Origin of the sequence: Candidatus Pelagisphaera phototrophica (assembly GCF_014529625.1) — a bacterium.
Taxonomy (GTDB): Bacteria; Verrucomicrobiota; Verrucomicrobiia; order Opitutales; family Opitutaceae; genus Pelagisphaera; species Pelagisphaera phototrophica.
On the sequence record NZ_CP076039.1, the window covers coordinates 3,778,407 to 3,804,484 of the forward strand.

Genomic DNA, 26,078 nt, shown 5'->3' on the forward strand with positions numbered 1-26,078 from the left:
ACGCCTATTCCCATTCGATTGTTCCAGGAGGTTTGGAACTTATGTCGTAAACTACGCGATTCACGCCAGAAACTTCGTTAATAATTCGGTTAGACACCCGCTGAAGCACTTCGTAAGGCACCCTCACCCAATCGGCAGTCATCGCGTCTTTGCTCTCAACCACTCTCACCGCAATCACATTTTCATAGGTGCGCTCATCCCCCATCACACCCACGGTGCGAACAGGCAGGAATACACAGAAAGACTGCCACACTTTATAATAGAGATTCGACCCCATCATCTCTTCGTGCAGTATCGCGTCCGCTTTCCGTAGAACGTCAAGCTTACGCCTGGTTATGCTACCCAACACTCGAACCCCCAGTCCGGGACCCGGGAACGGTTGGCGCCAAACGACCTCTTTCGGCAATCCCAACTCAGCTCCTAAAGCGCGAACCTCGTCTTTGAACAACTGGCGCAAGGGCTCGAGAAGTTCAAATTTCATATTTTTAGGCAAGCCGCCAACATTGTGGTGGCTCTTTATTGTGGCAGCCGGATTGCCATCTATCGACACGCTTTCGATAACATCTGGGTAGAGTGTACCTTGAGCAAGGAATCGGGATTCTCCGATCCTCTTCAGCGAATCTTGGAAAACTTCAACGAACGTATTTCCAATTATCTTTCGTTTTCTTTCCGGATCGGACACACCCTTTAGCCGTTTTAGGAATTTGCTTCCAGCCCTCGCAACCCGGACATCCATGTTAAAGTGGCGCTTATAGAGATCCACTACCAGTTCGCGCTCATTAAGGCGAAGTAACCCGTTGTCGACAAACACACACGTCAACTGCCTACCGACGGCTTTGTGTATTAGGGCAGCGGCTACAGATGAATCAACCCCGCCGCTCAATCCCAACAAGACGCGGTCGTTGCCAACTTTTTCCCGAATGTTAGCGATGGATTCTTCGGCAAGAGAGGCCATCGACCAATCCGCTCGGCAGCCGCAAATCTTTCTCAGGAAGTTTTCCAGGATATTCAGTCCTCCTTCCGTATGGTGAACTTCTGGGTGAAATTGAATACCGTAAAACCTGCGTTTTTCATCAACGATCCCGGCAAATCCTGAATTCTCAGTAGACGCAACGGCCCGGAATCCTTTTGGCAGCTTCCCTAAGCGATCCCCATGAGAGTTCCAGACGCGCAAGACGCTTGGCAATCCTCGGAAAAGGCTTCCCTTTGTTTTGATTTTCAATTCCCCATGTCCGTACTCGCGAGCATGGCTCTTTTCGACTTTTCCGCCGAGCATGTGTGCCAAGAGCTGTACCCCATAGCATATTCCAAGAACGGGAACCCCTAGTTCAAAAACCTTCTTGTCAGGCCGAGGAGATCCTTTGGACAACACGCTTTCCGGTCCTCCCGAGAGAATAATCCCTACAACATTGTCTTTCTTTAGCTGTTTAGCCGATGCCTTGTAGTGATAAATCTTGGAGTAAACGGAACATTCACGTATGCGGCGAGCTATCACCTGAGTGTATTGGGATCCAAAATCGAGAACCGCTATGGTTTGATGCTTCATATAGAAAGACGGAGATTTAACCACTTGATCGCCAGCAGTGTCACTCACTTTTAAAGGGAATTCACTAAACGTATGGTTTGACCTCGTTGCTCAAGAAAAACCCAGACTCCGCCAGATTATCCAGAATTCGCATTCTTCGGACCAGAGGATCGATGTCGTAGAAATTGCAAGAACCAAGACCGGTCGCCTAATAAGGCCCTATTTTATAATCCGTGAATTCTAAAAAGAGCAGACAACCTACTGGTCCGAGTCATCTTTCTGCACCACCCCTTATCCCCTCGGCCGGGCTATAACCGCACCTCTGCCTTTAGACGATTGAACGTAAGATAGAATTACCCACAACGCGGGATTCGATCCCTGCCAAGCTTTCGAATTCAAGGAGGGTTTACGCCGATTGAAGGTTAGAACGATAGTTCGTAATTATTGTACTCGCATTCCGGACATGGTTCCCCAAAGGAAACTTCACCTTTTCTCACGGAGTACAGATTCCCACATCTAACACAGTGGAAGACCTTTCGTCGGCGGTTCGCCTCAAAACTACTTTTGTCTCTCCTATCGTAGAAAAACCAGAGAAGAGATAATCCAACCAAAGCCGATCCGGTATAGATTATCAAAAAGTAGGTGAACGCTTGCATGGCAACTTCAAATAAAAAATGCGTCCTCAAGTCGAAGAACGCATCATAAACTAAAGTGATTGAAGAGAAGGCGTCAGCCCTTTTTCTCTTCCTCCCCTTCCTCTGCTGCTTCGACATCCTCCGAGGCATCTGCCTTGGCCTCTTCCTCCACTTCAACGGTGACTTCAGCAGCCAGCACTTCTTCCGCAACTACAGATTCCTCTTCCGCTACCGGATCTTCTTCGGTAGCAACGTCAGTCTCTTCTGCAACCGCCGCCTCTTCAGCAACTGAAGTTTCCTCGACTGCAGCTTTCGCCCTTTTCTTCGCTTTTGACTTTGGCTTGGTCTTTTTCCCATAGCCTTCGTCGTCCGCATCGATCAGTTCGATTAGAGCCATCTCTGCCGCGTCTCCACGGCGCGTACCTAACTTGTAGATACGGGTGTACCCACCGTTTCGGTCACGGAATTGCTCGACTTTCTCTTCAAAAAGCTCGTGCACCGCACCAGTGTCGCGAACCCGCGCAATAGCTAAACGTCGATTGTGAAGGCTTCCTTTCTTCGCAAGCGTAATCACTTTTTCCACGAAGGGGCGGAGCGCCTTCGCTTTCTTTAGAGTCGTCTTTATCTTCCCATGGTTGATGAGAGCAGTTGAAAGATTAGCGAGAAGAGCTTCACGATGCTCTTTCTTGACGCCTAGTTGATTGCTATGCTTGCGGTGACGCATGGCCTAAATAATTTTCCTTAAGTTGTATCCCTTTTCGACTATAGTTCCTTCTTCATATCAAGAAGGCGCTCGTCGAATTTCATGCCTAGAGAAAGGCCGAGAGATTCTAGTTTATCTTTAATTTCGTTTAGAGATTTCTTTCCGAAGTTACGGTACTTGAGCATTTCCTGCTCACTCTTCATGGCAAGCTCGCCTACCGTTGTAATGTTCGCGTTGTTCAAGCAATTCGCGGCACGAACCGAAAGCTCGATCTCATTGACGCTCATGTTGAGGAGCTTACGGAGCTTGTTCTGCTCTTCGCTTACTTCTGCTCCCTCGTCTTCGAATTCGTAATTCTCGTCGGACACATTGTCGAATACATCGAGGTGATGTTTGAGGATGGCTCCTGACTGCTTGAGCGCGTCATCTGGAGTCATTCGTCCATCTGTCCAAATTTCTAAGATCAACTTGTCGTAGTCCGTGATCTGTCCCACACGAGTCGCTTCAACCGAGTACTTCACGAGACTAACGGGGCTGTACAACGTATCAATTGGAATTACGCCAATTGGCTGTTCCTCGTTCTTGTTGTCTTCCCCTGGGCAATAACCACGTCCTACTCCGATTTCAAGCTCAGCAGTGAATTGCATTTCGCGATCCAAGGTGCAAATGGCTTGGTCGGGATTTACTACCTCTACATTATGGTCAGCTTGAATATCAGCAGCGGTAATTTGGCCTGAGCGGTTGACGTTGATTATCAACTTCGCTCCTTCCCGATTATGGCAGATAAGCAAGATCCGCTTAAGATTCAAAACGATGTCGGTTACGTCTTCGACGATTCCATCAACGCTCTGAAATTCGTGGCTAACGCCATCGATCTTAATAGATGTTATGCCCGCTCCTTCTATAGAGCTTAGCAATACACGCCTCAAGGAATTACCAATGGTATGCCCATATCCAGCCTCGAAAGGCTCGGCAATAAACTTGGCATATGTAGTCGAGGAACCTTCCTCCACTTTTACGAGACGATTAGGGAGTTCGAACTTTCCGATACGTTTTGGCATTTCGCGGTATGGTCTGAGTACGGCTGAGCAGGATTAGTGAGAAACTGGTACTTAAAAAGTGATTAGAAGCGGCTGTAGAATTCTACAATGAGCTGTTCATTGATGGCTGGTTCCATTTCTTCGCGAGCTGGAAGGCGGCTTACTACACCCCGAAATGCCTCGTCGTTGCGAGTCATCCAGTCCGGCACATTACGAAGACGAGTCGCTTCCAAATTACGAGTCGCCAACTGACGGGAAGATGTTCCGTTACGAACCTCGATCTCATCTCCTGGCTTCACTTGAAAGCTTGGAATATCTACTTTTTGCCCGTTAACACGAATGTGACCGTGGTTTACGAACTGTCGGGCTGCTTGGCGAGATTTCGTGTAGCCGAGCAGGTAAACCACGCTGTCTAGACGCGTTTCCAAAAGTTGAAGAAAGATAGTGCCCGTTACGCCCCGTTGTCCTTTTGCACGATCGAATGTGCGGCGGAACTGCTTCTCCATCAGGCCATACATGAAACGCAGCTTTTGCTTTTCACTTAAACCGATCGAGTACTCAGATTGCTTGCGACGCAGGCGAGGACCGTGTTGCCCTGGCGGATACGCACGCTTCTCCAATGATTTGTGGTTGCCGAAAATTGGCTGACCAAAACGTCTGCTGATTTTAACTGTTGGACCGGTGTAGCGAGCCATGGATCTTGTATATAAAGTTAGTAAATTAAAATTCGCCGATTTGGCTACTAGACACGTCGGCGCTTTGGCGGCCGGCACCCATTATGAGGAATTGGAGTGGTATCTACGATAGAAGCGATTTCAAGGCCGAGTGATTGGAAGGCTCGAATCGCAGAATCGCGACCCATTCCCGGACCTTTGACGTGAATGATCACTTCCTTCAGACCGTGGGACATTGCTGCTTTCGCCGCGTTTTGCGTAACGACCTGAGCCGCGTAAGCGGTAGACTTGCGGGATCCTCGAAAATTCATCTTACCCGCACTCGCCCATGAAATCGTGTTACCTTTGGTATCTGTAATCGTAACGATGGTATTATTGAACGTAGCACTCACTTTGGCAATGCCAGTAGTAACGTTCTTGCTACCCTTGGCCTTGCGAATTTTGAGCTCTCCAATTTCTTCCTTGAGCAGATCCTGCGCAGTTGGCTGCTTTTTCACGCCACCTGGAGCAAGCTCCTCCTCCTTGGGAGCCACTTCGCCTTCCTCAGGCACTTCCGCAGTCTCTTTGGGGGTTTCCTTTTTAGAGGCTGGTGCCGCGTTTTCCTCCACGGGCACTTCCGCTTCCGGAGCCTTCGCTACCTTCTTTTCCTCTTCGGGTTGAGCTTCTTCTTCAGCCATTTTAATTCGTTTTCAAAAATTATTTGCGGAGACCACCAACACTGGCTGTCTTACCTTTGCGTGTACGAGCATTTGTCTTGGTGCGTTGCCCTCTTACTGGAAGACCCCTACGGTGGCGGAGGCCACGATAGCAATTGATCGCCTGAAGGCGTTTCATATTGGCCGCATGATCGCGACGTAGATCGCCCTCTACTAGGTAGCTGAGCTCGCTGATCTTCGACATTATGACGTTGATCTGCTCTTCATCCAAATCCTTGGCCCGCATGTCGGGATCAAGACCTGTTTGCTCTAAAATGATATCAGCACGCTTAGGCCCGATTCCATAGATGTAACGGAGCGAGTATGCGAGTTTCTTATTATTGGGAATGTCGACGCCTAGAATACGTGGCATTTTAGTTTAGCAAGTTGTTGATGTTAGAGTATATTGGTGATTTCGAGAATCTCGAAGGAAAAGGAATGCGAAAAGCAACTAATGACCGATTTAATCCAATCTGTCCCCATCCAAGCGGCACACAGGAGGAAAAAGAGTGAGGTGATGACCTTTCGTAAGCATAAAGTAAAGATTTAATTTGATGATAATTGTAATACCCAAGCTACGATTCCGATCGCGAAAATAACGAGCAGCCAGAGGTACAACTTTCCAACGTTGTTCATGTCCGCCGCTCCAGCCAAACCAGTATCGAGACCCTTGGTATTGCCACGACTCTTGATTCTCCCTTTTTTGAGGAAGCCGTCGTAATGGCGCTGCAGAAGATGCGTTTCTATCTGGCGCATGGTGTCAAGCATCACACCGACGGTGATCAACATACCTGTACCACCGAAGAAGATGGCTACCCGCATGGGAATGTTGGCCTGAAACAACAAAATATCCGGGAAAATCGCGATAACGGTCAGAAAGATCGAGCCCGCTAAAGTCAGACGCGTCATGATGAAATCTAGAAACTTGGCTGTCGGAGCTCCTGGACGAACGCCCGGAACGTATCCACCGTACTTTTTCAAGTCATCCGCGATCTGGATGGGGCGAAACATCACGGACACCCAGAAATACGAGAAAAAGAGAATCATCAGCCCAAATATCGCGTAATAAGTGACGCTCCCATGAACCATGTAGTTGGCAATGTTGATTAACCATTGTTGATCAAGCCAGGCTCCCAACTGCGAGATAATCTGTTGTGGGAAAGCGAGGATCGCCGAGGCGAAAATCACGGGCATGACTCCCGAATAATTGACCTTTAACGGCATAAAGGAGCTTTGGCCACCGTACACTTTTCTTCCCACTACCCGCTTGGCGTATTGAACGGGAATTTTGCGAACGGCTTGAATCACTGCGACAAGCCCAGCAGTAACGCCAAGCCCTAAAGCAATCATTCCTACTGCGTGGACAAAGGTAAGATTCTCTCCCGCTCCAACTGGACCGAAAAACAAGCCATAGGTCGCTTGAACCGCTCCTGGCAAGTCCGCCAGAATGCCGACTGTAATGAGAAGTGATATCCCATTACCAATTCCAGATTTTGTAATTTGCTCACCCAGCCACATCAGAAGGACCGTTCCTGCAGTAAGGAAAACCGTAGAGGTAATCAGGAACCAGGTTTTTCCAACAATTACGATATCACCGTACTCGGCCAACGAGTAGCCCGGAAACAGTCGTCCCGGATTCTCGAGCGCTAGGATTAAAAGCACGGCCTGGACCGCACAAATGATCACCGTGGCGTAGCGTGTGTACTGGTTAAGCTTTTGACGGCCGGTTTCGCCCTCTTGCTGTAGACGAGCCAGAGCCGGGAAGACAGCCCCCATCAATTGAAAGATAATGGAAGCGGAGATGTAAGGCATGATGCCCAAAGCGAAAACGGCCCCCTTGAGAAGCGCTCCCCCTGTGAACATGTTGTACAGTCCAAGAAGACTACCAGCCCCTTGAGCGGTTTGATCGGCGAAAAATGCCTGTAGCGGCTGCGTATCCAATCCCGGAAGTGGAATATTAGCCCCAATTCGAGCAATGAAAAGCAATGACAGCGTCAAAAAGATACGCTGACGCAGCTCAGGGATTTTCAAGCAGTTGGTAAATGCGGATAGCATGCCTTCTCAGTCTAGGTGATTGATTACTCGCTGGCTTCAGCGGCTATTTCAGCAGGATCTTCGAGAACGACTGCTTCGCCTCCCGCCTTTTCTATCTTCGCTTTAGCCGAAGAACTAAATTTATCGGCCGTAATTTTTAAGGCTCTGCTCACTTCGCCTTCACCCAGAATCTTCAATGGATTGGAGTTCATGCGGACGAGTCCCGCTGTAGCGAGCAATTCCCTATTCACTTCCTTAATAGACTCGTCTAAACGAGCAAGTTCACCAATGTTAACCGTTTCGTAGTAAGTCTTGAAATTCTTATTGTTGAACCCACGACGAGGAAGTTTCCGGAATAAAGGCATTTGACCGCCTTCGAATCCAATGCGGATACCGCCACCCGAACGAGCCGTCTGGCCTTTGCCACCTCGTCCAGACGTTTTACCGTGTCCGCCACCTTCACCACAGCCCACCCGCCTGCGACGGTGGACGGCTCCTTTAACATTTGAAAGATTGTGTAGTCTCATGATTCGAGTCTTTTCTGAATTTTGGATTAGGAACGAAGCGCTTTATAGTCTTCGAACGTTTTCAATTTCCGCAGGCCGTCAAGCGTGGCATTTACAACCGCGTTGGCGTTGTTCGAGCCCAACGACTTCGTCAAAACATTGTGTACCCCTGCTGCTTCAAGCACGGCACGAACACCACCACCGGCGATAATCCCTGTACCCGTCGTAGCGGGCCGCAAGAGAACTTTGCCACCATCGGCCTCGCCAAGAACTTCGTGTGGGATAGTGTCACCCTTGAGCTTGATCGGCTCAAGATTTCTGCGAGCACCTTCACTCCCTTTCCGAATAGACTCGGGAACCTCGTTGGCCTTTCCATACCCCACTCCGATCTTTCCGGCACGATCGCCGACAACGACGAGAGCAGAAAAGCTGAAACGACGTCCTCCTTTTACTACCTTCGCGCAACGGTTGATGAACACGACCTTCTCGAAGATACCGTCATCCGGCTTCTCCTCTTCCCGCCGTCCACGGTTGCCGCCCCTGGACCCACGATTACCGCCTTGTCCACGGTTGCCGCCTTGTCCACGGTTGCCGCCAGAGCCACGATAGCCCCCACTGGGTCCATTGTTAGCGGGTGCTGCGCTCGCAGGAGCTTCGCTTGGGGTCGTACTGGGTGTTTGATTTGTTTCTGTGCTCATAGGGCAATTAGAATTCTAGGCCGGCCTCACGAGCGGCATCTGCAAAAGTTTTCACACATCCGTGGTACTTGCGCCCGTTGCGGTCGAATACCACCTTACTAATACCGGAATCCTTCGCCTTTTCGCCGAAGGACTTTCCAAGGGCACAAGCGCCGTCGTTATTGGCTTTCAAATTCTGCTCACGAAGCTCTTTCGCAACAGTTGATACAAACAATAGCGTCTTCCCTTCGTCATCATTGATAGCCTGGGCATAGATGTGCTTATTGCTGAAATGCACACTCAACCGTGGACGCGCTGCGGTACCCGCAACCTTCTTACGGATGCGCCAGCGTCTCTTTTGTTCGAGCTCTCTCTTCTTTTGGATTTTCATTTCGAAATTCTTTTAAAGGTTATTCCTTACAGGTTATCGAACAGCGCTAAGCGACTGTCTTTCCTTCCTTGCGGATTTCATGCTGCCCAACGATGTGAACTCCTTTGCCCTTATAGGGTTCAACCGGGTGATAGTGGCGGATCGATGCCGCCGCTTGTCCCACTATCTGCTTGTCGATTCCTTCGATCTTCAACTTCGTTCCATTATCCGTGACCGTGATCGTCACACCATCTGGGATGTCGTAGTTGATATCGTGCGAGAATCCGAGCTTCAGCAAAAGAGTTTTCCCTTTCAGAGTGGCATTGTATCCAACACCGCTGATCTCGATCTCTTTCGTAAAACCGTTAACAACCCCCTCAACCATTCCATTAACGATCGACCGAGAAGTCCCATACATGGCGTTGGCGAAACGGGTCTTGTTCGCTGGGGAAACTTTGATTTGCCCATCGTCGACCTCAAAAGAAACGTCGTTGACAAACTTCTTGGTCAGCTCTCCCTTCGGGCCCTTAAGCTTGATGGTCGAGCCATCGATTGATACGTCAACCTTTTCAGGTATCGTGATTGGTAGTTTTCCTATTCTGCTCATTATTCGCGTCCTCTTCTACCAAACGTTGCAGACCATTTCACCGCCAAGCTTTTGACGACGAGCATCGCGATCCTTCATCATGCCTCTTGGCGTAGTGAGAATGCAGACACCTAGTCCATTGAGTACTCGTGGAATATCCGAGCTTTTAGAGTAAAGCCGAAGACCCGGGCGGCTAACCCGCTCCAGACCGTTAATTGAAGGCTCGCCGTTCACGTACTTGAGTTGAACCACAAGGGTTTTGTGCCCTCTATCATCCTTCGCATCGGAAAAGTCTGAAATGAAGCCCTCCTCTTTTAAAATGCGGGCTATCTCTGCCTTCATTTTCGAATGAGGAGAAACACATTCGTCTTTGCCGGCGCTCGATGCGTTGCGGATGCGAGTCAGAAAATCGCTGATTGGATCGGTATGCATGATTATTTAGTTTTTGACCGGGTGATATCCACACTCCCGGGATGTGCGTTTGCACGAAATATTGATTAATGAAGAGTTTTGGGGTGACAAGCCTACCAAGAAGATTTGGTAACGCCAGGTATTTTTCCCTCTAAGGCGAGTTCTCTGAAAGTTAGACGGGACAACCCATAACGGCGAATGAATGCCCTCGGACGCCCTGTTACGTTACAGCGATTGCGGATTCTGATTTTAGAAGAGTCACGAGGCATCTTGGCTAGCTTGCGCTGCGCTTGGTAGAACTCTTCGTCTGTCGTGTCGGGACTAGAAAGGATCGCTTTGAGTTCAGCTCTCTTTGGACCGAGGCGCTCTACGAGGCGGCGGCGTTTTTCGTTACGTGCTACTGATGATTTCTTTGCCATGTTAAATTACGCTGCGGTTTCGTCTTTTTCATTTTCGCTCTCGGTTGGAGCGTCGTCATTGCCATCTTGAGTCTCTCTCTTCCGGAAAGGCATTCCCAGTAGGTCGAGCAACTCGTAGCCCTCTTCATCCGTTTTTGCAGAGGTTACAATGGTAAGTTCCATTCCAGATTGCCGTTTGATTGAATCCACAGAGATTTCGGGGAAAATCGTGATGTCTGTGATCCCGAGAGAATAATTACCGTTTCCGTCAAACTTTTGCGGAATGCCACGAAAGTCGCGAATTGCGGGAAGGGATACCGCAACCAAGCGAAGGAGGAAATCCCACATACGCTCGCCTCGCAGAGTAACCTTACAACCGATTGGCATTTCCTCCCGGAGTTTGAAATTCGCGATGCTCTTCTTCGCAAGGGTGCGAACAGGACTTTGCCCAGCAATAAGGCCCATGTTCTTCACAGCCTCTTCCATGACGCTTTTGTCGAGCAAAGCGCTCACGCCCATATTGAGAACCACTTTCTCAATACGTGGAATCTGGTACTTGTTCTTGTAACCGCGGGACTTATTAAGTCCTTCGACGACTGTCTTTTCGTAATGTTCTTTTAGAAAATTTTGAGAGCTCATAGCTTCTGTTCGGATTTCCGACCCGGAACGGGTTCAGTTCTCTATGTAATTTAGTCTTTCTTGGCCTGACGTTCGTCGAACTTCGACGCAAGCATCAGGTTTGAAATGTGAATGGACCCTTCGCGTTCCGCGATTTGTCCGTCGGGATTTTCTTCCGACTTCTTGAGATGGCGCTTGATCATCATAAGACCTTCAACAACTGCTCTATTTTTCGTGGTGCGAAGTTCTAGGATTTTGCCGCGCTTACCCTTTTCCTTGCCTGAAAGGATAACGACTTCGTCGCCCTGTTTTACATGTGTCTTAGCCATGATTAAAGTACCTCCGGAGCTAGCGAGACAATCTTCATGAATTGTTTCGTGCGAAGTTCGCGAGCAACTGGCCCAAAAATGCGGGTGCCACGCGGGTTTCCATTGTTGTCGAGTATTACGATCGCATTGCTGTCGAAACGGAGGTAGCTACCGTCACGACGGCGAATTGGAGCCTTTGTCCGCACTACAACAGCTTTTACAACCGTACCTTTCTTAACAGACGAGTCTACGCTTGCCTCTTTGATATTGACGACGATGACGTCACCAATGTCGGCGGTCTTCTTGCGCTGACCCAAGCGGCGAATCATATGGGCCCGTTTGGCGCCTGTATTGTCTGCAATCTGCAGTTCTGAACGTAATTGAATCATTTTTTTTCGCTCCTTTATTTAGCAGAAGCTGGTTCGATTTTCTCTACTTCCTCTTCTTTCAAGCCTCCTGCTACAGGTGCCCGATCTATAACCCGAACTAAACGCCAGCGTTTTAGGCGGCTAATTGGACGTGTCTCCATAATTTCAACACGATCACCAAGACCAGCATTGTTGCTTTCGTCATGAACGTGAACAACTGTTTTTCGATTGATCACCTTGCGATAACGAGGATGAGGAATCTTGTAACTGTAGGTAACCTTGATCGACTTGTCCCCGGAGGTTGAAGTCACGAACCCGATTAGGCTTTTTCTGCTATTGCGAGAGTTTTCCATGGCGTATCAGTTCTCTTGTTAGGCGGATTTCGATTCCGCCTGGATTTTTTCACTACGAATGGTTTCCATCCGTGCGATATCCCTGCGGCGCTGAGTCAGCTCCGCTGTATTTTCAACCTGTCCTGTCTGCTTACGCAGCTTCAATTCGAGAAGTTGATCACGCGTGTCGCGAATCGATTTCTCCAATTCTGGGAGCGAAAGTTCCTTGATGTCCTTTACCTTCATTTTTCCGGTTCCTTATTAGGATCAATCCATGTTCTCACGTACAACGAAACGTGTCTTAAATGGGAGTTTCGTATCAGCCAAGCGCATCGCCTCACGAGCGATCGAAAGCGAAACCCCTGCTAGTTCGAACAATATCAAGCCAGGTTTAACGACCGCTACATAGTGATCAACAGGTCCCTTTCCTTTACCCATACGAGTTTCGAGAGGCTTCTTTGTGATCGGCTTGTGAGGGAATACTCGTATCCAGAGCTTTCCTTTACGTTTCATGTGACGCGTGATGGCGACACGAGCGGCTTCGATCTGATTACCGGTGAAATATCCACGACCCAACGCCTGAATGGCATAGTCGCCAAACGCCATAGAGTCGCCGCCCTTTGCGTTGCCGCGCATGCGGCCCTTCATGGACTTCCGGTATTTTGTACGTGATGGAGTGAGTGCTGGCATAGCTCAGTTTGAGATGTTTATTGTTCGTCCTTTTTGAAAACCCAGCACTTAACGCCAATAATGCCGTATACTGTTCTGGCTTCTGATGTACCGTAATCAATTTCTTCGCGCAATGTATGGAGAGGTACACTACCTTGGCGCTGAACTTCGGTACGAGCGATGTCCGCACCACCGAGTCTTCCACCGACCTGTACCTTAATGCCCTCCGCGCCTAGACTCATAGCGATTTGAACCGCCTTCTTCATAGCGCGCCTGAAGGAGATACGGCGTTCCAGCTGAAGAGCAACATTGTCCGCGACCAGTTTTGCTTCGAGCTCGGGCTTCTTTACCTCCTGAATATCGAGAAGGATCTCCCTACCCGTCATCACAGCTAGCTCTTCCTTTATCTTTTCGATCTCTTGGCCCTTCCGGCCGATAACGATCCCTGGACGAGCAGTGAAAATCTTAACACGGACCCGGGAAGACGCCCGTTCAATGAAGATACGAGGTACGGAAGCGTACTTCAGCTTCTCCATCAATTTCTCACGAATGATGTAGTCCTCGTGTAGTGTCTTCGCGAATTCGTTCTTGGGTGCAAACCAACGTGATTGCCAGTTGCGATTAACTGCGAGACGAAAACCTATCGGATTTGTTTTTTGACCCATATGTCTGAAATTAGTTAGCGTTGTCGGTTAGTACGATGCGGATATGCGACATGCGCTTCTTTCGTTTGGCAACCCCACCTCGAGCAGCTGCTTTGAAACGTTTAAGAGCCGGACCCATTTCGATGATCGCCTTATCAACGGTCAGATTGTCCGCAGACAAGTCGTGGTTGTTTTCAGCGTTCGCAATTGCTGATTGCAATGTCTTTGAAATCAGTGCCGCAGACTTTCGTGGAATAAACTTCAGCAGGTCGAGAGCTGCCGTGGCCTGTTTGCCGCGAATGGCACGAGCTACCTCGTTCACCTTTTTCGGTGACATGCGTGCGTATTTGGTTAGCGCTTGTACTTCCATTATATTACCTCCCTTGATTATTTGCTGCCACCGTGAGCCTTGAACATGCAGGACTGGGAGAACTCGCCGAGCTTGTGTCCCACCATGTTTTCCGTGACGTAGACGGGGATGAATGCCTTCCCGTTGTGTACAGCAAAATTTAGACCCACGAAATCGGGTGTGATTGTAGAACGACGTGACCAAGTCTGAATTGGTTTGCGGTCATCCTTTCCCTTGGCGACCATGACCTTGTCTTCGAGGCTTGGGTCGATGAAATATCCTTTTTTAGCTGAACGAGCCATTATCTATATCGTAATAAAAATTATCGTTTGAACTTGCGACCATTGCGACGGACCAAGATGAGACTGTTACTTTCTTTAGACTTGCGACGAGTGGGAAAACCCTTCGCTAACTGACCCCAAGGAGAAACGAGCATCTGGCGACCACCGCCACCTTTACTCTTTGCTTCACCCCCACCATTGGGATGGTCCACCGGATTCATAACAACACCCCGAACCCGAGGACGCTTGCCCTTCCAACGGTTACGTCCCGCCTTTCCAATGACTACCTTTGAGTGCTCGGCGTTACTGACAGATCCAATAGTCGCGAGGCACTTCTTGCTCACCAAACGAATTTCACCCGAGGGCATTTTCAATTGAGCGTGACTCCCTTCAATATTAATCAGTTCGAGAGAATTGCCTGCTGAACGAGCGAGTTGGGCCCCTTTACCAGGAAGTAGTTCTACAGCGTGAAGGCGAGTCGAGGGAGGAATGAATTCCAGTGGCATGGTATTGCCAATATCAAAGCTGATCATATTCTGCGACGAAAAAATCTTGTCACCCACCTTCAATCCCTCAGGAGCTATGATGTATCGCTTTTCACCATCCGCATAGGCGACCAGAGCAATGTGAGACGTCCGGCCTGGATCGTATTCGATCGCCTGTACATTTGCGGGGATGTCGAATTTGTTGCGTCGAAAGTCCACGATTCTACGCAATCGCTTATGCCCACCTCCACGGCGGCGTGATGTCACGCGTCCGTAGCAATTGCGTCCCGCAGACTTGCTGTAAGAAGTAGTAAGCTTTTTCTCCGGACGCTTCTGCGTAATGTCTCTCTTCTGGAGCTCCGCAAAACGCAGAGACGGAGTGGTTGGTCTAAAACTTATAATAGCCATTATATGTATCCCCTTCGTTTATACGATTTCGATCGTATCACCTGTCTTCAAAGTGATGATCGCCTTCTTATAGTCGGATTTATAGTTAGAGCGACCAGTCTTCCGGTTACGGGCCGGCTTGCCTTTTTGATTAATAACATTCACACGCGTCACCGAAACATCGAACACCTTTTCGACCGCGGCTTTAATAGCGTACTTGTTAGCGTCTTTGAATACCTCAAACGTGTACTGACCCACTTCAGCTGACTGGAGATTGGACTTCTCAGTCAAACGAAGAGATTTTAAGATTTCGTCTGCTTGAATCATTTCGAGCCTCCTTTCGAGCGGCCAAGAAGTACTTCCATCGCTTGACGCGTTACAACAATTGTTTGGAAATCTGCGAGATCGGTAACGCTTACAATCGCAGCCTCCTCAAGGATCACTCCACGCAAATTGCGTAGCGCTAACATTGAGGTATCGCTGAATTCCTTGTCTACCACGAGAACGTTTCCTTCCGGGGCGATGCCTCGGATGACACCGGATGCCACACTCGTTTTCGCGGGAGCGATATCGAGGGCATCCACTACAACCAACGAGCCATCACTCGCACGTTCAAACAACGCTCGATTAAAGGCGAGCTGACGAACCTTCTTGTTAATCTTCTTGGAGTAGTCACGTGGTTTCGGGCCGAATACGACCCCACCTCCAACCCATATCGGGGAGCGGCTACTTCCTGCACGGGCACGACCCGTTCCTTTTTGGCGCCATGGCTTCTTGCCACCGCCCCGAACCTCGCCACGCGTTTTTGTATTCGCACTGCCTTGGCGAATATTGGCCGCTTGCGCGACGACTACTTCCTTCACTGCCTGGAGACCTTTACCGTCTTCGAAAACAGGGATATCGAAATCACCTTCTCCGTTCGCGGAGCCATCGTTGTTAAATACTTTCAACTTCATGATCAATCAGTACTTCCCGCTTTATTTACCCTTAATCGCACTGCGAACGAGAATCGTGTCGCCATTGGCTCCAGGAATTCCGCCCTTTACGAGAATGAGGTTCTTTTCTGGATCGATCTTAACGACCTTCAGATTCTGAACCGTGCGCTGCCTTCCGCCCATGCGGCCCGGCATTTTTTGGTTTTTGAATACGTGACCCGGCCATTGGCAAAGGCCAATCGATCCGATACGACGGTGAAACATAGAGCCGTGAGAAGCAGGTCCCCCTTTAACGTTGAAGCGCTTCATTACACCTTGGAATCCACGGCCTTTAGTAATTCCGATGATGTCGATCTTCTGGCCCTCTTCGAATTTCGTTACGTCGAGCACATCGCCAGAATTGTATTCCGGAGCGCTATCACAGCGTACCTCGCGAATGGCTCGTGGCGTGGCGGCACCGTTTTTCTTGGCATGTTTTTGCTCTGCCTTGCTCGCTCGCTTCTCCTTTTTGGTTTCGTAGCCGATCTGAATGGCATTGTATCCATCCGTTTCCACTGTCTTCACCTGAAGAACAGGGCAAGGGCCTGCTTGAATCACTGTGACGGGAACTTGGACCGTTCCGTCATACAGTTGAGTCATGCCCAATTTTTTGCCTAAGAGTGTGTAGTTCATATTTCTAAGAGGTAGGTGGAGCATCTGCTCCGTTTTACTAGACCCACGTTAGCACCGGCAAATGCCAGCGAAAGTGTGATGCTGTATCCGTTGATTTATACGTTAATGGTAATGTCCACTCCTGATGGAAGATTCAGCTTTTTAAGTTCGTCGACCGTTTGAGCAGTGGGCTCGATAATGTCCAACAAACGTTTGTGCGTACGGATTTCAAATTGCTCCATAGATTTCTTATCTACGTGAGGCGACTTGTTCACGGTGACTTTCTCGATGCGCGTCGGCAACGGTACAGGACCGGAAACACGAGCGCCCGAGCGCTTGGCGGTATCCACAATCTCGGATGCGGACTGATCGATCACTCGATAGTCAAATCCTTGAAGTCTGATGCGTATTTTTTGTCCAGTCATGAAATTTCGGTTATTAAAATTCTTATGTCCCTATCTGGATGGGTCTTCGGTAAGCCTAGCGAGCACATTCGGTGGTACTTGCTCAAAGTGAGAGGTTTCCATGGAGTAACTAGCCCGTCCCTTTGAGAGTGAACGAACATCGGTTGAGTAACCAAACATGGTTTCGAGAGGTACAGCCGCATTGACGATAGCCAAATCGTTCTTCGACTCCATATTTTGGATATGTCCACGTCGTCGATTCAGGTCGCCGATCACATCACCCTGATACTCATCTGGAGTCGAAACCTCCACTTTCATGATCGGTTCGAGGAGAATTGGGCCGGCGTTTTTCATCGCTTCCTTAAAAGCAAAGATACCCGCCATTTTAAATGCGATCTCAGATGAGTCCACTTCATGAAACGAGCCGTCGATAATACGAGCTCTCCAATCGACTGCGGGGTATCCTGCAACCACACCATTGTTCGCTGCCTCTTTGATTCCGTCTTCGGTCGGTTTAATGAACTCTCTCGGAATGACGCCGCCCACAATTTCGTTAACCACTTCAAACCCTTTTCCCGTTTCTCGAGGCTCGAGTTTGATGACCACATGACCATATTGGCCGCGTCCTCCTGATTGGCGTATAAACTTTCCCTCTCCCTCGGCGAAGCTAGAAATGGTTTCCCGATAGGCGATCTGAGGCTTTCCAGACTGGGCCTTGACTTTAAACTCACGGAAGAGCCGGTCCCTAATGATCTCCAAGTGGAGCTCGCCCATACCCGAAATGATTGTTTGGCCGGTTTCCTGATCGGTCTTCACAACAAAAGTCGGGTCTTCTTCTGACAACCTCGCCAATCCGACAGAAAGTTTTTCCTGGTCCGCGGATGTTGCTGGCTCAATCGTCATCGAAATGACAGGGTCCGGAAATGACGGCGGCTCGAGAGCCACATCGAGGTTTTTCGAAGTAAAGGTGTCACCCGTCCAAACATTCTTCAATCCGATCGCTGCACAGATGTCTCCTGAACGAACACAATCCACATCATCACGGCTATCCGCCTTCATTATTAGGAGACGGCTTACTCGCTCCGATTTCCGAGTGCGAGGATTGTAAAGGATGTCCCCTTTCTTGATCGTCCCGCTATAAATACGAATGAATACGAGCTTTCCCACGTAGGGATCGCTCCAAAGCTTGAAAGCGAGTGCCGCTGAGGGACCGTTGTCGTCAGGCTCGATAGAAACGGGCCTCTCCTTACCGTCTTGACCCTTAATAGGAGGCATGTCGATCGGGTTGGGCAGGTAGTTTACAACCGTATCCAACATGCTCTGAACGCCTTTGTTTTTGAAAGCAGAACCGGGAATAACTCCCACAAAATTCAAAGATAGCGTCGCCTTCCGAATCGCTAAGACCAACTCGTGCTCGTCGATCTCTCCACCATTTAAATACTTTTCGGCAAGGGTGTCATCAAAGTCCGCGACTGCTTCGATCAGCGATTCCCGTAATTCCGTCGCTTCGCGAGCCATATCTCCCGGAATTTCACACTCGATCACGCTAACGCCCATCGCGTCTGACTCATCGAATTGAAAGGCCTTTTGGCAAACAAGATCAATCAGCCCCGTAAAGTGCTCCTCTGAACCGATATTGAGAAAAAGCGGGTGAGCATTCGCACCTAGCTTGGAACGCATATCCTCAACGACCCCGAGGAAATTTGCCCCGGTGCGATCCATTTTGTTCACAAACGCAATCCGCGGAACATGGTACTTGTCGGCTTGGCGCCAAACTGTCTCCGATTGGGGCTGGACTCCAGCGACCGCACAGAATACCGCAACCGCTCCATCGAGTACACGCAATGAGCGTTCAACTTCAGCTGTGAAGTCGACGTGGCCGGGAGTATCTATGATGTTTATCTGGTGATTGATCCCAGAGAACGGGCCGGATCGGCCTTCCCAGTTACAAGATATCGCAGCGGAAGTGATCGTAATACCGCGCTCACGTTCTTGTTCCATAAAGTCCGTGACGGCATTACCGTCATGGACTTCTCCTACCTTGTGAACGACTCCTGTATAATAGAGAATACGCTCAGTCGTGGTTGTCTTACCCGCATCGATATGCGCCGCAATACCTATATTGCGTGTCCACTCCATTGGCACTGGACGTCCAGAGCCATTTTTCGTGGAAATATCTGAGGGAGCTTCAACCATTTTACAAAGAACATAAGGGAGCAAAATCGATCACCAGCGAAGGTGGGCGAATGCACGATTAGACTGTGCCATCTTGTGTGTGTCTTCCTTTTTCTTAACAACCCCGCCTGTATTATTATACGCGTCGATTATTTCATTCGCGAGCGCGTCCTTCATCGGGATGCCCTTACGGGCGGCGGCAGCATTTACCATCCATCGCATGGCAAGGGATTCTTGGCGCTCGAACGGGATTTCTAAAGGCACCTGGTAGGTGGCCCCTCCAACACGCCGGCTTTTCACCTCTAAACGAGGCCGTGAGTTTTCGAGAGCTCCCAAAAGTAGATCCACTGGATCACCCTTTTCGAGCTTTTCGCTCACTTTCTCAAACGCAGCGTATACGATGCGCTCAGCCAAAGTCTTTTTCCCGTCACGCATGACGGTGTTCACTAGGTGACCCACCAGAGTGCTCCCATAACGGGAATCCGGTTTGGTTAGGCGTTTAACTGCTCTTCTACGACGTGACATTATCTAAATAATTGAATTCTTATGCCTTAGGGCGCTTGACGCCGTACTTTGACCGGCTGCGTCGACGCTTCTCCACACCCATTGCATCCAAGGTACCGCGAACGATGTGATAACGCACACCCGGTAAGTCCTTCACACGGCCGCCCCGTACAAGAACGATGCTGTGCTCCTGAAGGCTGTGTCCTTCATCAGGAATGTAGGCGATGACTTCGATGCCATTGGTCAAGCGTACTTTCGCCACTTTTCGGATGGCCGAATTTGGCTTTTTCGGCGTACGCGTCATGACTTGTACGCAAACGCCGCGTCTAAACGGATTTGAGTCAAGCGCGGGTGACTTAGACTTGGTCCGGGCCACCTTGCGGCCTTTTCTGACAAGTTGATTAATGGTTGGCATGATGAGAGATTTTTAGAAAGGAGCGTGAAGTTAGCTTAAGGCGTTACCTCGGCAAGTATTTTCTGCCGAAAAACGAGTAAAAAGCATACCCTGCCAAAATTTGGCCTGATATGCTTGAAAATCGGGCGAGCCTCTTGAGGGAAACTCCATAGTTTATCAGCTTCGATAAAATTGAGAGTTTTGCGTATTGCCGATTCGTCCCAATGACATCAAGGTAAAAACGAAGAATATGGAACAATTCGTGCTCGCCCTTCATTGCGAAGCAAAACCGATCATCCAGCACTACCGCATGAAACTATGCGGCAAGCACGGTCAGGCCCAATTTTTCGAGGGCGAAACAGCTCGGCTGGCTGTGACTGGAGTTGGCTCGTTATCGAGCACGATCGCAACAACCGCAATGGGAGAAAGATTCCCTTCAAATGATTCAACCTGGCTGAATATCGGCATTTGCGGCGGGGAAGACTTAGCGATTGGCGAGGCATTCATCGGAAACAAGATCACTTCTGACTATTCACGCGACGTATTCTATCCTCAACTTGTGGGAAAATCCCCTTGGCCTGGGATCGAAATCAAAACCCTAAATGCCCCATCGAACCGCTATGAAACCAATCGGGTGTTCGACATGGAGGCATTCGGCTTTTACACCGCCGCTCTAACATTCGCCTCTTCCGAACGCGTTCAGTGTATCAAGATCATTTCGGACAACTCTGATTCTCCCACAGGCGCTCATTTCAACAAGACGGAAATCTCAAGTCTGATTGCTTCACAGATCCCAAAAATCGATAGTTTTCTGGAGAATACAGGCTTTTCGAAAGCTGAATACTACATGAAAGGCTGGGCGAATGATCTGCTGACTACGGCGAAAACCCGCTATTCCTTTACGGAAACAGAGAGGCACCAATTATCCAGTCGGATACGCCAGTTGGATGCTCTCCTTGACCTAGAGGAAGGCCTATGCCTGCAGCTCCTCTTGAACAGCCCAAAGAAAGGCAAATTCCTCCAACAACTTCAGTTCAAAATCGACCAAGTGTCTCCACAGCGAGTCTGCTAATGTTTGATCGCATATACATAGAAGAAGCGGTTCAAAACCATCCGCGAACGCTGGAGATTCTAAAGCGCTACGATCGTGCCGAACGAATCGATTGTGGACGATACAGCGAGGTCTTTAATCCTAAGAGACAGAGCTTCCGTCTCCAAAAACAGAATCCGGCTCTCATACTAGCGGCAAAGCACGGAAACCGAGTTCTCCCTACTCCACCCGAATACGGCCTTGGAGCTGACCAGCATTACTATTTTTCGCACATGCTTAATTGCCTGTACGATTGCCGCTACTGCTTCCTCCAAGGAATGTACCAATCGGCTAACTATGTTCTTTTCGTAAACTATGAGGATTTCGTAAATGAGATCAAAGCCACTCTCGACGAGGATCCTTCCAAGCAGTGCTTCTTTTTTAGTGGATACGATTGTGACAGTCTGGCCATGGACAAGGTCACTGGTTTCACAAACGTTTTCCTTCCGTTCTTTGCCCAACACAAAAATGCTTGGCTAGAACTCCGCACAAAAAGCGTTAACATTTCTTCCCTTCTGGAACGAGAACCTATTCCAAATGTAGTAGCTGCTTACAGTTTAAACCCTGAACCAGTAGCGGATTCACTCGAACACAGAGCTCCCCTAATCAAGACACGTCTATCTGCGCTGAAAAAACTAGCTGAAGCAGGATGGGAAATTGGACTTCGTTTTGATCCGCTCATTCACTTCGAAAACGGTATTCAAAAATATAGCCAATTCATCGATCAGGTTTTCGATTCAGTTCCTCCCGTATACATCCACTCCGTAACGCTTGGAACCTTTCGTTCCCCCAAAAACGTCCTTAAAAAGATGGAGTCGCTGTATCCGAAAGAACCTTTGTTCATGGGCAATCTTCAACTAAAGAATGGAGCCATTGGCTACGAGGAAGCGATCGAACAAGCTCTATTCAGCAGCGTGGAAGAAAAGATTCTTCAATACATCCCCCCATTTAAGTACTTTCCCTGCCAGTAGGATGCCTAGTTCGAGAAATTGAACGCCGGTATCTCCAGAACAAAAAAGCCGCGACACTCGGTCGCGGCTTGAAAGTTTATCTTCGTTCTCGAGAAGCTAAATCACTTCAGAATTTTGAACCATGGATTCTGCTGCCTCCTCGGTCGGAACCTCCTCATCGATTTCACTTCCAAACGGAAGCGTGATTCGAAGATCTCGATACTGAGGAAGACCCGTTCCCGCAGGAATCAAGTGACCCATGATTACGTTTTCCTTAAACCCGAGAAGCGTGTCGATTTTACTCAATGTTGATGCGTCCGTTAATACGCGAGTCGTCTCCTGGAATGAAGCAGCCGAGATGAAACTCTCGGTTTCAATCGATGCTTTTGTAATTCCAAGCAATACCGGTTCTGCTTCCGCTGGCTTCCCACCTGCTTCAATAATCCGGTTATTTTCGCGCATGAAAGTCGTACGCTCAACTTGCTCGCCCCAGAAGAACTCAGTGTCACCCGGATCGGAGATACGAACCTTACGAAGCATTTGACGAATGATCAGCTCGATGTGCTTGTCGTTAATCGTCACCCCTTGCAGGCGATAAACTTCTTGCACTTCATTAATCAAAAACTCGTACAGACGGTTAGGCCCCAAAATATCGAGGATTTCATGAGGATCCGCAGAACCTTCGGTCAAGTGCTGGCCCTTATGCACCACATCACCTTCCTGAACAATGATCTGCTTCGCATGCGGGATCAAATGTTCCTCGTCAGTGCCCGTTTCTTCGTTGGAGACAATCAACTTTCGTTTCGCTCTAACAGTTCCACCGAAAGAAACAACCCCATCCAACCGGGCCATCTCCGCAGCTTCCTTTGGACGGCGCGCTTCGAAAAGCTCGGCGACACGTGGCAAACCACCGGTAATGTCTTTCGTCTTCGAAGCCTGTCTTGGAGTCTTCGCCAGAAGCGCTCCTTGAGCAATAATATCGCCTTCAGCAACCGATACCTGCGCTCCAGTTGGGATACTGTAAACCGCCTGTACCTTACCTGAATCGTCACAGATTTCTACGGACGGATTTAGGTCTTCCTTGTGCTCGATAATTACTGTCGCGATTCTTCCAGAACTTTCATCGAGCTCCTTTTTAATCGTAACACCGCGAATCATATCACGGAAGCGCACGGTTCCAGCCTTCTCGGAAAGATTGGGAATATTGTAGGGATCCCAACTTGCCAATACGCCACCGGCTTTGATCTCTTCCCCATCTGGAATACGGATGGCAGAACCAACTACGATATCATAGGCTTCAAGCTCACGATCATTTTTATCCAGAATCTGAATCGCTCCAGTCTTATTCAGAGCAATGAAAACAGGTCCTTCAGGAGTCTCGATATGAACCAAGCGCAATCCGCGATATTTAACACGCCCTGTATTTCTGGCGATGATACGAGGATCCGTCACAACCGAACTGGCAATACCTCCAATGTGGAAGGTACGCATGGTTAACTGCGTTCCGGGCTCACCAATAGACTGAGCCGCGACAATTCCAACTGAGTCACCAAGCTTTGCCAAATCGTTGGATGCGGGATTGATACCATAAGATTTGGAATCGATACCGTAACTTGCAGATGATGTCAGAGGCGACATCACCTTGATGCGCTCAATTCCGCAATCTTCAACTCTTTGCGCCGCCTCTTCTGAGACTAGCTCCCCTGACGTGATAATAATTTCGTCTAGATTGCTCGGATTGAAAACATCATCACAAGCACAGCGCCCTTCGATACGTTCACGCAGGCTGACAATTTCGTCATCACCTTCGAAAATAGCTCTCTTCCAAATTCCATCACGTGTACCACAGTCGTCCTCTGTGATGATAACATCCATTGCCACATCACAAAGTTTACGAGTTAGGTATCCAGCATCCGCAGTCTTAAGGGCGGTATCAGCCAATCCCTTACGAGCTCCGTGAGTAGAAATAAAGTACTCAAGTACGGTTAACCCTTCCCGGAATGAGGAAAGAATCGGTCGCTCAATGATCTCCCCTGAAGGCTTGGCCATCAGTCCGCGGGTACCACAAAGCTGGCGTACCTGGTTCGGATTACCACGAGCACCTGAATCCATCATAACGTAGACCGGATTCACTCCACCTTTTCCACCATTCGTCTGAAGTTTTTCGAAAACCGCCTTCTTGATTTCATCAGTAGCAACCGTCCAGATGTCGATGATCTTATTGTAACGTTCGCCTGTCGTAATAATTCCCTTACGGTACTGACCTTCAACTTCATCTATTTTGCCAAACGCATTGGCAACGATATCTGTCTTGGACTCGGGGATGATCATATCATCGATACCGATTGAAATACCGGCCATCGTCGCAACGTCGAAACCGAGCTTCTTAAGCCGATCCAACGAAAGTACTGTCTGCTCTGGACCCGAAACCTTATACGTATTGTTGATAATGTTTCCGAGTTCGCTCTTATCTACTTGGAAATTCAAGAAGCCCAATTCCTTTGGCCAAATCTGGCTAAATCGAATTCTTCCTATCGTAGTGGTAATCGTCTTATGTTCGCCATTTCCAAAGACCGTCTCACGTCCATAGTCTGGATTTGGAATACGGATCCAATCATGGGTCTCCCTAACCCCATCCATTTGAGCGAATAGCGCTTCATTCTCCGTCGCCGCCAGCGGAATACGTCCAGCATCCTCTTCGACGGTCCCTGGCTCCATCGTCAGATAGTACGAGCCCAGAATGACATCTTGAGAAGGAGTTAAAATCGGCTTTCCACTCGATGGAGAAAAGATGTTTCCACTCGCCATCATCAGTGTTTTGCACTCAAGAGTCGCCTCCAGTGACAACGGAACGTGTACCGCCATCTGGTCTCCGTCGAAGTCCGCATTGTACGCAGTACAAACCAATGGATGAACACGAATCGCTTCTCCTTCAATCAATACAGGTTCAAAAGCCTGGATGGAAAGTCTGTGCAGTGTAGGTGCACGGTTCAATAAAACCGGGTGCCCCTTGGTCACTTCTTCAAGTATGTCCCAAACTTCTGGAGACTTCTTCTCAATCATGCGACGAGCTCCACGAACGGTATGAACAAAACCAAGTTCCTTCAAACGCCGGATAATGAAAGGTTCGAAAAGCACCAAAGCCATTTTCTTTGGCAAACCACACTGGTGCAGGCGAAGCTCTGGGCCAATAACGATTACCGAACGTCCCGAGTAGTCGACACGCTTGCCGAGAAGGTTCTGGCGAAAACGACCTTGCTTACCTTTGAGCATATCACTCAAAGATTTTAGCGGACGGTTTCCAGCACCGGTAACGGGACGACCATGGCGACCATTATCGAATAGCGCATCGACCGCCTCCTGAAGCATACGCTTCTCATTGTGGATAATCACATCCGGCGTTTTCAACTGCATCAAGTTCTTAAGGCGGTTGTTACGATTTATTACACGACGGTACAGATCGTTCAGGTCCGATGTAGCGAAGCGCCCACCTTCCAATGGGACCAAAGGACGCAGATCTGGTGGAATCACTGGGAGAACCTCCTGAATCATCCACTCGGGACGAGACGATGATTTTATGAATCCCTGAATAACCTTAAGTCGTTTCGCTAACTTCTTTTTAATCTGCTTCGATTTGGTGCTCCGCATCGACTCCTGAAGCTCCAGAACAGTACCCGGCATATCCATTACAGACAGCACTTCGCGTAAGGCTTCCGCACCCATCTTAGCAACGAAGGAATCGTCGCCGTATTCCTCCACCGCTTGCAGGTACTCTTGATCCGTCAAAAGCTGCTTTTCCTCAAGAGGAGTACGTCCTGGATCAGTGACCATGAAAGCTTCATAGTAAATGACGCGTTCTAGGCTGCGGGCAGTCATATCAAGCAACAAGCCAAGACGAGATGGCATGCTTTTCAAAAACCAGATGTGAGTAACAGGGACCGCGAGTTCGATATGACCCATACGGGAACGACGAACACGAGATACCGTAACTTCTACTCCGCAACGATCACAAATGACTCCTTTGTACTTAATTCGCTTATACTTGCCACACGCACACTCGTAGTCGCGGACGGGGCCGAAAATTCGTTGGCAAAACAGGCCACCTGGCTCTGGCTTAAAGGTACGATAGTTAATCGTTTCTGGGTTCTTGACCTCTCCACGAGACCAGGAACGGATCGTTTCCGTAGATGCGACGTTAATCGTTACGCAATCGAAGTTCGATTCACGTTCGATACCGAGGGTTTCTTGGGCTTCTTGGCTAGACATTATTTGTTCCTAGT

33 protein-coding genes are annotated in these 26,078 nt (G+C 49.0%); 2 read left to right on the forward strand and 31 right to left on the reverse strand.

Annotated features, from left to right (window positions below; genetic code table 11):
- Positions 1 to 4: 4 nt before the first annotated feature.
- The 30 genes from guaA to rpsL all read right to left on the reverse strand — a co-directional run bounded on the left by guaA (position 5) and on the right by rpsL (position 19,779).
- The gene (guaA, locus tag GA004_RS16440) at positions 5 to 1,546 is read right to left on the reverse strand and encodes a glutamine-hydrolyzing GMP synthase (protein WP_343218868.1); all 1,542 of its coding nucleotides are present in this window, start codon (positions 1,544 to 1,546) and stop codon (positions 5 to 7) included.
- Positions 1,547 to 2,254: 708 nt separating this feature from the next.
- Positions 2,255 to 2,884: a 50S ribosomal protein L17 gene (gene rplQ, locus GA004_RS18040; RefSeq protein WP_343218809.1), complete on the reverse strand. Its 630-nt coding sequence runs from the start codon at positions 2,882 to 2,884 to the stop codon at positions 2,255 to 2,257.
- A 38-nt stretch (positions 2,885 to 2,922) separates the two neighbouring features.
- A complete protein-coding gene (locus GA004_RS16450) occupies positions 2,923 to 3,924 on the reverse strand; it encodes a DNA-directed RNA polymerase subunit alpha (protein ID WP_283394972.1) in 1,002 nt (333 codons plus the stop codon).
- Positions 3,925 to 3,986: 62 nt separating this feature from the next.
- Positions 3,987 to 4,598 carry a 30S ribosomal protein S4 gene (gene rpsD / locus GA004_RS16455; protein WP_283394973.1) on the reverse strand — a complete coding sequence of 204 codons (612 nt, stop codon included), beginning with the start codon at positions 4,596 to 4,598 and terminating at the stop codon, positions 3,987 to 3,989.
- 47 nt (positions 4,599 to 4,645) lie between these two features.
- Entirely contained in the window at positions 4,646 to 5,254 is a 609-nt protein-coding gene (rpsK, locus tag GA004_RS18045) for a 30S ribosomal protein S11 (RefSeq protein WP_343218810.1), read from the reverse strand.
- Positions 5,255 to 5,273: 19 nt separating this feature from the next.
- Positions 5,274 to 5,645 (reverse strand): 30S ribosomal protein S13, encoded by a 372-nt coding sequence (rpsM, locus tag GA004_RS16465; RefSeq protein ID WP_283394974.1) that lies wholly within the window; start codon positions 5,643 to 5,645, stop codon positions 5,274 to 5,276.
- Positions 5,646 to 5,818: 173 nt separating this feature from the next.
- Entirely contained in the window at positions 5,819 to 7,327 is a 1,509-nt protein-coding gene (gene secY, locus GA004_RS16470; RefSeq protein WP_283394975.1) for a preprotein translocase subunit SecY, read from the reverse strand.
- A gap of 23 nt (positions 7,328 to 7,350) precedes the next feature.
- Complete coding sequence (gene rplO, locus GA004_RS16475; protein WP_283394976.1) at positions 7,351 to 7,833, reverse strand: 50S ribosomal protein L15; 483 nt, start codon at positions 7,831 to 7,833, stop codon at positions 7,351 to 7,353.
- Positions 7,834 to 7,859: 26 nt separating this feature from the next.
- Positions 7,860 to 8,510 (reverse strand): 30S ribosomal protein S5, encoded by a 651-nt coding sequence (rpsE, locus tag GA004_RS16480; protein WP_343218811.1) that lies wholly within the window; start codon positions 8,508 to 8,510, stop codon positions 7,860 to 7,862.
- Between the two features lie 7 nt (positions 8,511 to 8,517).
- Positions 8,518 to 8,880, reverse strand: a complete 363-nt coding sequence (gene rplR / locus GA004_RS16485) for a 50S ribosomal protein L18 (protein ID WP_283394977.1) — start codon at positions 8,878 to 8,880, stop codon at positions 8,518 to 8,520.
- A gap of 46 nt (positions 8,881 to 8,926) precedes the next feature.
- Positions 8,927 to 9,466, reverse strand: a complete 540-nt coding sequence (rplF, locus tag GA004_RS16490) for a 50S ribosomal protein L6 (protein WP_283394978.1) — start codon at positions 9,464 to 9,466, stop codon at positions 8,927 to 8,929.
- 15 nt (positions 9,467 to 9,481) lie between these two features.
- The gene (gene rpsH, locus GA004_RS16495) at positions 9,482 to 9,877 is read right to left on the reverse strand and encodes a 30S ribosomal protein S8 (protein ID WP_425492876.1); all 396 of its coding nucleotides are present in this window, start codon (positions 9,875 to 9,877) and stop codon (positions 9,482 to 9,484) included.
- Between the two features lie 92 nt (positions 9,878 to 9,969).
- The gene (gene rpsN / locus GA004_RS16500; protein ID WP_283394979.1) at positions 9,970 to 10,275 is read right to left on the reverse strand and encodes a 30S ribosomal protein S14; all 306 of its coding nucleotides are present in this window, start codon (positions 10,273 to 10,275) and stop codon (positions 9,970 to 9,972) included.
- 6 nt (positions 10,276 to 10,281) lie between these two features.
- Complete coding sequence (gene rplE / locus GA004_RS16505) at positions 10,282 to 10,893, reverse strand: 50S ribosomal protein L5 (protein ID WP_283394980.1); 612 nt, start codon at positions 10,891 to 10,893, stop codon at positions 10,282 to 10,284.
- Positions 10,894 to 10,943: 50 nt separating this feature from the next.
- The gene (gene rplX / locus GA004_RS16510) at positions 10,944 to 11,201 is read right to left on the reverse strand and encodes a 50S ribosomal protein L24 (RefSeq protein ID WP_283394981.1); all 258 of its coding nucleotides are present in this window, start codon (positions 11,199 to 11,201) and stop codon (positions 10,944 to 10,946) included.
- Between the two features lie 2 nt (positions 11,202 to 11,203).
- Entirely contained in the window at positions 11,204 to 11,569 is a 366-nt protein-coding gene (rplN, locus tag GA004_RS16515; RefSeq protein WP_283394982.1) for a 50S ribosomal protein L14, read from the reverse strand.
- Between the two features lie 14 nt (positions 11,570 to 11,583).
- Entirely contained in the window at positions 11,584 to 11,901 is a 318-nt protein-coding gene (gene rpsQ, locus GA004_RS16520; protein ID WP_283394983.1) for a 30S ribosomal protein S17, read from the reverse strand.
- An 18-nt stretch (positions 11,902 to 11,919) separates the two neighbouring features.
- Entirely contained in the window at positions 11,920 to 12,126 is a 207-nt protein-coding gene (gene rpmC / locus GA004_RS16525) for a 50S ribosomal protein L29 (RefSeq protein WP_283394984.1), read from the reverse strand.
- A 21-nt stretch (positions 12,127 to 12,147) separates the two neighbouring features.
- Positions 12,148 to 12,570 (reverse strand): 50S ribosomal protein L16, encoded by a 423-nt coding sequence (gene rplP / locus GA004_RS16530; RefSeq protein ID WP_286662284.1) that lies wholly within the window; start codon positions 12,568 to 12,570, stop codon positions 12,148 to 12,150.
- A gap of 17 nt (positions 12,571 to 12,587) precedes the next feature.
- Positions 12,588 to 13,214 carry a 30S ribosomal protein S3 gene (gene rpsC / locus GA004_RS16535; protein ID WP_286662286.1) on the reverse strand — a complete coding sequence of 209 codons (627 nt, stop codon included), beginning with the start codon at positions 13,212 to 13,214 and terminating at the stop codon, positions 12,588 to 12,590.
- Positions 13,215 to 13,224: 10 nt separating this feature from the next.
- Positions 13,225 to 13,563: a 50S ribosomal protein L22 gene (rplV, locus tag GA004_RS16540; protein ID WP_283394985.1), complete on the reverse strand. Its 339-nt coding sequence runs from the start codon at positions 13,561 to 13,563 to the stop codon at positions 13,225 to 13,227.
- Between the two features lie 17 nt (positions 13,564 to 13,580).
- Positions 13,581 to 13,844 (reverse strand): 30S ribosomal protein S19, encoded by a 264-nt coding sequence (gene rpsS, locus GA004_RS16545; RefSeq protein WP_283394986.1) that lies wholly within the window; start codon positions 13,842 to 13,844, stop codon positions 13,581 to 13,583.
- A gap of 20 nt (positions 13,845 to 13,864) precedes the next feature.
- Positions 13,865 to 14,716 (reverse strand): 50S ribosomal protein L2, encoded by an 852-nt coding sequence (gene rplB / locus GA004_RS16550; protein ID WP_283394987.1) that lies wholly within the window; start codon positions 14,714 to 14,716, stop codon positions 13,865 to 13,867.
- 18 nt (positions 14,717 to 14,734) lie between these two features.
- Positions 14,735 to 15,022 carry a 50S ribosomal protein L23 gene (rplW, locus tag GA004_RS16555; RefSeq protein WP_283394988.1) on the reverse strand — a complete coding sequence of 96 codons (288 nt, stop codon included), beginning with the start codon at positions 15,020 to 15,022 and terminating at the stop codon, positions 14,735 to 14,737.
- Complete coding sequence (gene rplD / locus GA004_RS16560; protein ID WP_283394989.1) at positions 15,019 to 15,651, reverse strand: 50S ribosomal protein L4; 633 nt, start codon at positions 15,649 to 15,651, stop codon at positions 15,019 to 15,021. Before rplD ends, rplW begins: the two co-directional genes overlap by 4 nt.
- A gap of 21 nt (positions 15,652 to 15,672) precedes the next feature.
- Complete coding sequence (gene rplC / locus GA004_RS16565; protein ID WP_283394990.1) at positions 15,673 to 16,302, reverse strand: 50S ribosomal protein L3; 630 nt, start codon at positions 16,300 to 16,302, stop codon at positions 15,673 to 15,675.
- 95 nt (positions 16,303 to 16,397) lie between these two features.
- Positions 16,398 to 16,706 carry a 30S ribosomal protein S10 gene (gene rpsJ / locus GA004_RS16570; RefSeq protein WP_283394991.1) on the reverse strand — a complete coding sequence of 103 codons (309 nt, stop codon included), beginning with the start codon at positions 16,704 to 16,706 and terminating at the stop codon, positions 16,398 to 16,400.
- Positions 16,707 to 16,736: 30 nt separating this feature from the next.
- Complete coding sequence (gene fusA, locus GA004_RS16575) at positions 16,737 to 18,824, reverse strand: elongation factor G (protein WP_283394992.1); 2,088 nt, start codon at positions 18,822 to 18,824, stop codon at positions 16,737 to 16,739.
- Positions 18,825 to 18,911: 87 nt separating this feature from the next.
- Positions 18,912 to 19,385, reverse strand: coding sequence for a 30S ribosomal protein S7 (gene rpsG, locus GA004_RS16580; protein ID WP_283394993.1), 474 nt, complete (start codon positions 19,383 to 19,385; stop codon positions 18,912 to 18,914).
- 19 nt (positions 19,386 to 19,404) lie between these two features.
- Complete coding sequence (rpsL, locus tag GA004_RS16585; protein ID WP_283394994.1) at positions 19,405 to 19,779, reverse strand: 30S ribosomal protein S12; 375 nt, start codon at positions 19,777 to 19,779, stop codon at positions 19,405 to 19,407.
- Positions 19,780 to 19,966: 187 nt separating this feature from the next.
- Here rpsL and GA004_RS16590 point away from each other — a divergent pair, with 187 nt between their 5' ends.
- Positions 19,967 to 20,830: a hypothetical protein gene (locus GA004_RS16590; RefSeq protein WP_283394995.1), complete on the forward strand. Its 864-nt coding sequence runs from the start codon at positions 19,967 to 19,969 to the stop codon at positions 20,828 to 20,830.
- The gene (locus GA004_RS16595; protein WP_283394996.1) at positions 20,830 to 21,819 is read left to right on the forward strand and encodes an SPL family radical SAM protein; all 990 of its coding nucleotides are present in this window, start codon (positions 20,830 to 20,832) and stop codon (positions 21,817 to 21,819) included. Before GA004_RS16590 ends, GA004_RS16595 begins: the two co-directional genes overlap by 1 nt.
- A gap of 96 nt (positions 21,820 to 21,915) precedes the next feature.
- Here GA004_RS16595 and rpoC read toward each other — a convergent pair whose 3' ends face one another.
- The gene (gene rpoC, locus GA004_RS16600) at positions 21,916 to 26,064 is read right to left on the reverse strand and encodes a DNA-directed RNA polymerase subunit beta' (protein ID WP_283394997.1); all 4,149 of its coding nucleotides are present in this window, start codon (positions 26,062 to 26,064) and stop codon (positions 21,916 to 21,918) included.
- Positions 26,065 to 26,078: the final 14 nt, after the last annotated feature.

Bases quoted from the DNA above. Each gene is read 5' to 3' on its own strand.
- rplD (WP_283394989.1), bottom strand. From the start codon at position 15,651: ATGAAGTTGAAAGTATTTAACAACGATGGCTCCGCGAACGGAGAAGGT.
- rplO (WP_283394976.1), bottom strand. From the start codon at position 7,833: ATGAGACTACACAATCTTTCAAATGTTAAAGGAGCCGTCCACCGTCGC.
- rplN (WP_283394982.1), bottom strand. From the start codon at position 11,569: ATGATTCAATTACGTTCAGAACTGCAGATTGCAGACAATACAGGCGCC.
- rplF (WP_283394978.1), bottom strand. From the start codon at position 9,466: ATGAGCAGAATAGGAAAACTACCAATCACGATACCTGAAAAGGTTGAC.
- rpsQ (WP_283394983.1), bottom strand. From the start codon at position 11,901: ATGGAAAACTCTCGCAATAGCAGAAAAAGCCTAATCGGGTTCGTGACT.
- rpsD (WP_283394973.1), bottom strand. From the start codon at position 4,598: ATGGCTCGCTACACCGGTCCAACAGTTAAAATCAGCAGACGTTTTGGT.
- rplW (WP_283394988.1), bottom strand. From the start codon at position 15,022: ATGATTCAAGCAGACGAAATCTTAAAATCTCTTCGTTTGACTGAGAAG.
- rplP (WP_286662284.1), bottom strand. From the start codon at position 12,570: ATGCCAGCACTCACTCCATCACGTACAAAATACCGGAAGTCCATGAAG.
- rpsK (WP_343218810.1), bottom strand. From the start codon at position 5,254: ATGGCTGAAGAAGAAGCTCAACCCGAAGAGGAAAAGAAGGTAGCGAAG.
- rpsH (WP_425492876.1), bottom strand. From the start codon at position 9,877: ATGCATACCGATCCAATCAGCGATTTTCTGACTCGCATCCGCAACGCA.
- rpsJ (WP_283394991.1), bottom strand. From the start codon at position 16,706: ATGACTGGACAAAAAATACGCATCAGACTTCAAGGATTTGACTATCGA.
- GA004_RS16595 (WP_283394996.1), top strand. From the start codon at position 20,830: ATGTTTGATCGCATATACATAGAAGAAGCGGTTCAAAACCATCCGCGA.
- rplC (WP_283394990.1), bottom strand. From the start codon at position 16,302: ATGAACTACACACTCTTAGGCAAAAAATTGGGCATGACTCAACTGTAT.
- rpsG (WP_283394993.1), bottom strand. From the start codon at position 19,385: ATGTCACGTCGTAGAAGAGCAGTTAAACGCCTAACCAAACCGGATTCC.
- rpsS (WP_283394986.1), bottom strand. From the start codon at position 13,844: ATGGCTCGTTCAGCTAAAAAAGGATATTTCATCGACCCAAGCCTCGAA.
- rplX (WP_283394981.1), bottom strand. From the start codon at position 11,201: ATGGCTAAGACACATGTAAAACAGGGCGACGAAGTCGTTATCCTTTCA.
- rpsE (WP_343218811.1), bottom strand. From the start codon at position 8,510: ATGAGCACAGAAACAAATCAAACACCCAGTACGACCCCAAGCGAAGCT.
- secY (WP_283394975.1), bottom strand. From the start codon at position 7,327: ATGCTATCCGCATTTACCAACTGCTTGAAAATCCCTGAGCTGCGTCAG.
- rpsL (WP_283394994.1), bottom strand. From the start codon at position 19,779: ATGCCAACCATTAATCAACTTGTCAGAAAAGGCCGCAAGGTGGCCCGG.
- fusA (WP_283394992.1), bottom strand. From the start codon at position 18,824: ATGGAGTGGACACGCAATATAGGTATTGCGGCGCATATCGATGCGGGT.
- rpsC (WP_286662286.1), bottom strand. From the start codon at position 13,214: ATGGGTCAAAAAACAAATCCGATAGGTTTTCGTCTCGCAGTTAATCGC.
- rplE (WP_283394980.1), bottom strand. From the start codon at position 10,893: ATGAGCTCTCAAAATTTTCTAAAAGAACATTACGAAAAGACAGTCGTC.
- rplV (WP_283394985.1), bottom strand. From the start codon at position 13,563: ATGGAAGTACAAGCGCTAACCAAATACGCACGCATGTCACCGAAAAAG.
- rplB (WP_283394987.1), bottom strand. From the start codon at position 14,716: ATGGCTATTATAAGTTTTAGACCAACCACTCCGTCTCTGCGTTTTGCG.
- rplQ (WP_343218809.1), bottom strand. From the start codon at position 2,884: ATGCGTCACCGCAAGCATAGCAATCAACTAGGCGTCAAGAAAGAGCAT.
- guaA (WP_343218868.1), bottom strand. From the start codon at position 1,546: ATGAAGCATCAAACCATAGCGGTTCTCGATTTTGGATCCCAATACACT.
- rplR (WP_283394977.1), bottom strand. From the start codon at position 8,880: ATGAAAATCCAAAAGAAGAGAGAGCTCGAACAAAAGAGACGCTGGCGC.
- rpoC (WP_283394997.1), bottom strand. From the start codon at position 26,064: ATGTCTAGCCAAGAAGCCCAAGAAACCCTCGGTATCGAACGTGAATCG.
- rpsN (WP_283394979.1), bottom strand. From the start codon at position 10,275: ATGGCAAAGAAATCATCAGTAGCACGTAACGAAAAACGCCGCCGCCTC.
- GA004_RS16450 (WP_283394972.1), bottom strand. From the start codon at position 3,924: ATGCCAAAACGTATCGGAAAGTTCGAACTCCCTAATCGTCTCGTAAAA.
- rpmC (WP_283394984.1), bottom strand. From the start codon at position 12,126: ATGAAGGTAAAGGACATCAAGGAACTTTCGCTCCCAGAATTGGAGAAA.
- rpsM (WP_283394974.1), bottom strand. From the start codon at position 5,645: ATGCCACGTATTCTAGGCGTCGACATTCCCAATAATAAGAAACTCGCA.